The organism is Streptomyces sp. NPDC054847 (assembly GCF_053610925.1).
Genome location: NZ_JBSGZJ010000512.1, coordinates 1 through 4,889 on the forward strand (window position 1 = coordinate 1; position 4,889 = coordinate 4,889).

At 71.6% G+C, this 4,889-nt stretch carries 2 protein-coding genes; both read left to right on the forward strand.

Going from position 1 to position 4,889, the window contains the following annotated elements; all coding sequences use genetic code 11:
• On the forward strand, window positions 1-1,514 hold a 1,514-nt coding region (locus ACWGH4_RS31245), incomplete at its 5' end, for a glycoside hydrolase family 1 protein (RefSeq protein WP_453466813.1).
• A gap of 183 nt (window positions 1,515-1,697) precedes the next feature.
• Window positions 1,698-4,889, forward strand: a 3,192-nt coding sequence (locus ACWGH4_RS31250; RefSeq protein WP_453466815.1) for a type I polyketide synthase, incomplete at its 3' end; no start/stop codon positions are given.

The window sequence follows — 4,889 nt, forward strand, 5'->3', positions numbered from 1 at the left end:
TCCCTCCCATTGGACCGATATCCGGCCCCGCGGGCAAGAACGGATTCCGCTTCGGAGTGGCCAGTTCCGCCACCCAGATCGAAGACCGGAACCCCAACACCGACTGGTACAAGTGGACCCGCCCGGCACCCGAGGGAATGGGCAAGAGCCCCTTCGTCGGAGAAGGCGTCAAAGGCTACTCGAAAGCACTCCAGGACGTCCGCCTCATCGACGACCTGAATGTCGACTCCTACCGATTCGGCGTCGAATGGGCGCGCATCGAACCCCGGCGCAACGTCATCGACAAAAACGCCCTCGCCCACTACAAGAAGCAACTCGACGCCCTCGCCGCCAAGGGCATCCGCCCCATGATCACCGTGCACCACTTCGCCAATCCGGTATGGGTCGACGACCCGGCCGACAACGAATGCGCGAACGGGCCCCGCGACACCAACCTGTGCGGCCTCGACCACCCCCGGGGCGGCCCGCTGGTCGTCAAGGAAATGGCCGAATTCGCCGCACTCCTCGCCACCACGTTCGGCGACCGCGTCGACGAATGGGTCACCGTCAACGAACCCATGGTCTACATGACCCTCTCCCACTCCTTCGGCGCCGGCCCGCCCGGCAAGTCCAGCCTGCTGCAGGGCGACGTGAAACGCTTCGCCGCCGCCCAACGCACCTACATCCAGGCCCACGTGGCCATGTACGACGCCATCAAGAGCGCCGACCGCACCGACACCGACGGCGACGGCGCACCCTCCAGCGTCGGCCTGACCACCGGCGCCCAGGAATACGTCCCGGTCCACGACGGCAAACTCAGCAACGACCCCAAGGACATCGCCGCCCGCGACCGCTACCGCCAGTTCATCGACTACAGCGTCGTCGACTCGCTGTGGCAGGGCCGGTTCGACCAGGACCTCGACGGCACCATGGACGAGGCCCACCCCGAGTGGAAGAACAAGATCGACTGGCTCGGCCCGCAGAGCTACTCCCGCACCGGCGTCTCCGCCCCCGGCTCCGACCCGGCCGGCATCCTCTACCCCGTCCTGGGCGTCGAGGTCTGCCTGAACGAACCGAGCCTGCCCCTGCTCGACAAGACGTACTACGTCCCCACCATGGGCTACGAGACCAACCCCGAGGGCCTCTACACCGTCCTCAAGGAGATCAGCAGCCGCTACCCCGGCCTGCCGCTCGTCGTCACCGAGTCCGGCCTGGCCACCGAATCCGGCAAGCGCCGCGCCGAACACCTCGTACGCGCCCTCGAACAGATCCAGCGCCTGCGCGCCGAAGGCACCGACATCCGCGGCTACTACCACTGGAGCCTGCTCGACAACTTCGAATGGCTCGGCGGCTACACCCCCCGCTTCGGCCTCTACCGCGTCGACCGCACCACCATGGAACGCACCCCCACCGAGGCGGCCACCGTGTACGCACGCATCGCCGACCGCCGCTTCCTGACACCCGCCGACAAGTCCCGGTACGGCGGCAGCGGCCCCCTCACCCCCGAGCCGGCCGCCGCCGGCGCCGAACGCTGACCACCTGAACACACCTCCTGGCACGAGGGCCGCCCCGCACCGTCGGAGCGGCCCTCGGCCCGTCTGGACGGCCGCTCGAGCACGCCCCGAGCCGCCCCCACCAGGGTGGATGCGGTTGCGTCCGGGCGCGGACAGGGGTGCCACCCGCACGGACATCGGTCGCAGAAGGGCGAGGGTGAACACATGAGCATGGCCAAGGAGAACGGCGACAGCGGTTCCTCTTCCACCGCCCAGGACATCGCACAGTTCATCCAGGAAACCGTCGCCGACCTGCTCGGCACCACCCCCCGGTCCGTCACCGCCGACCGGCCCCTGCACGAACTGGGCATGACCTCCGTCCACACCATGGCCCTGACCGGCCGGCTCTCCGCCCACCTCGGCCAACCGGTCCCCAGCTGGACCGCCTGGCAGTACCCCACCGTCTCCGCCCTCGCCGCCCACCTCGCCGGCGACCCCGCCCCGGCCCCCGCGCCCGGCGCACCGGCCGGCCACCAGGGCCACCACCACGAACCCGTCGCCATCGTCGGCCTCGGCTGCCGCCTGCCCGGCGGCGTCGACAGCCCCCACGCCCTGTGGCAGGCCCTCACCGACGGCCTCGACGCCGTCCGCGACGTACCCGCCGACCGCTGGAACATCGACGACTGGCACGACGAAGACCCCGACGCCCCCGGCCGGACGACCACCCGCCGCGGCGGATTCCTCGACGACATCGCCGACTTCGACGCCGGGTTCTTCCGCATCTCACCCGCCGAAGCACGCCAGATGGACCCCCAGCAGCGCATGGCCCTCGAAGTCGCCTGGGCCGCACTCGAGGACGCACACATCCGGCCCGCCGACCTCACCGGCACCCGCACCGGCGTCTTCCTCGGCACCATGGCGCAGGAATACCACCTGGCCACCGGAGCCGACCCCGCACAGATCGCCACCCACTCCGCCACCGGCTGGGACAACTCCGTCATCCCCGCCCGCATCGCCTACACCCTCGGCCTCCAAGGCCCCGCCATGGCCGTCGCCACCGCGTGCAGCTCCTCCCTCACCGCCACCCACCTCGCCGTACAGAGCCTGCGAGGCGGCGAAACCGACACCGCCCTCGCCGGCGGCGTCAACGTCATGCTCCACCCCCACACCACCGTCGCCATGACCAAGTTCGGCGGCCTGAACCCCGACGGCCAGTGCCGCGCCTTCGACGCCGACGCAGCCGGCTACGTACGCGGCGAAGGATGCGGCGTCGTCGTCCTGCGCCGCCTCTCCGACGCCCTCGCCGCAGGCGACCGCATCTACGCCGTCATCCGCGGCACCGCCGTCAACAACGACGGCGCCTCCAACGGCCTGACCGCCCCCAACCCCCAGGCCCAGAGCGACGTCCTGCGCACCGCCTGGCAGGACGCCGGCATCGCCCCCAAGGACGTCTCCTACATCGAGGCCCACGGCACCGGCACCCTCCTCGGCGACCCCATCGAAGCCGAAGCCCTCGGCTCCGTGTTCGCCCCCGGCCGCACCGAGCCACTGCACATCGGCTCCGCCAAGACCAACTTCGGACACCTCGAACCCGCCGCCGGTGTCGTCGGCCTCATGAAGACCGCCCTCGCCCTCCACCACGGCGAACTCCCCGCCAGCCTCCACTTCCGCACCCCCAACCCGCACATCGACTTCACCGGCAACCGCCTCGAAGTCGTCACCACCCACCGGCCCTGGCCACCGGCCCCCCGCCGCTACGCCGGCGTCAGCGGCTTCGGCTTCGGCGGCACCAACGCCCACATCGCCCTGGAAGCACCCCCCGCCAGGCCCCGCACCCTGCTCGCCGTCGGCGCCGACACCCCCACCGCCCTGACCCGAGCAGCCCACGACCTCATCGACGGCATCCGCAACGGCGCCACCCCCACCGCGCCCGGCACCGGCCCCTACCGCCTCTTCGCCGCCGCCGACCACCCCGCCCGGGCCGCCGACACCCTCGCCGCCCACCTCGACACCCTCGACGCACACCCCGCCACCACCGGCGACCAACGCCCCGCCCTCGTCTGGTTCTTCTCCGGCCACGGCTCCCAGTGGCTCGGCATGGGACGCGACCTGCTCACCGAACCCGCCTTCCGCACCGCACTCGCCGACTGCGACGCCGCCGTACGGGAATGCACCGGCTGGTCCGTCACCGAACAGCTCTGCGCCCCCGAACACCGCACCGCCCTCCACCGCACGGACATCCTCCAGCCCGTGCTCTTCGCCCTCCAGATCGCCCTCGCCCGCACCCTCGACGCCTGGGGACAGACCCCCGACGCCGTCCTGGGACAGAGCGTCGGCGAAGTCGCCGCCGCCGTCGTCTCCGGCGCCCTGACCCTGCGGGAAGGCGCCCGGATCATCACCACCTGGTCCGCGCTCATCGCCGAACACGCAAGCGGCCACGGCACCCTCGTCGTCTGCGACCTCCCCCTCGACCAGGCACGCGACCTCGTCGCCGGCACACCGCTGAGCATCGCCGGCCACCTCGCCCCCGACCAGGTGTGCCTGGCCGGCCCCCTTACCGCCGTCGCCGACGCCGAACGCACCCTCACCGCCGACGGCATCCGCGTCCACCGCGTCAACATCGACTACGCCGCCCACAGCGCGGCCCTGCGCCACCTCGCACCCGAACTGACCGCCCGCCTGGGCGACATACGCGGACGCGCCACCACCGTCCCCCTGCTGTCGACCGTCACCGGCACCCCCGTCGAAGGCACCACCCTCGACGCCGCCTACTGGGCACGCAACATGTCCGAGCCCATGCTCCTCACCGAGGCCGTACACGCCCTCGCCGACCGCTACGACACCCTGCGCATCGTCGAGATCAGCCCGCACCCGATCGCCGGGCACTCCATCGAACGCACCCTCACGGCCCTCGACGACGGCACGACAGGCAGCACGACCGCCGGCCGGGTGCTCGCCACCTGCCGGCGCGACCAGCCCTCCCGCCAGGCACTGGAAGACCTGACCGGCCGCCTGTGGTGCGACGGCCACCACGTCGACTGGACCGCCGTCACAGGCGGCCCCGGCACGCCAGAAACCCCCGTGGTCCTGCCCCTGTCCGGCCACACCCCCGGCGCCCTGGCAGACAACGCGGTGCGTCTGGCGGACTGGTTGGAGGGTGTTGAGGCGCCGGCTTTGGCGGATGTGGCGTTGTCGGCTGCGGGCCGGACGCGTTTCGCGTATCGGGCGGGTGTGGTTGCCGGTTCGGTGGTGGAGGCGGTTGCTGGTTTGCGGGCGGTGGGGGAGGGGCGTTCGGCCGTGGGTGCGGTCACCGGCACGGCTGTGTCCTCTGCGGCTGGTGCGGCGTTTTTGTTTTCGGGTCAGGGGAGTCAGCGGGCGGGGATGGGCCGGGAGTTGTATGAGGCGTTCCCGGTGTTC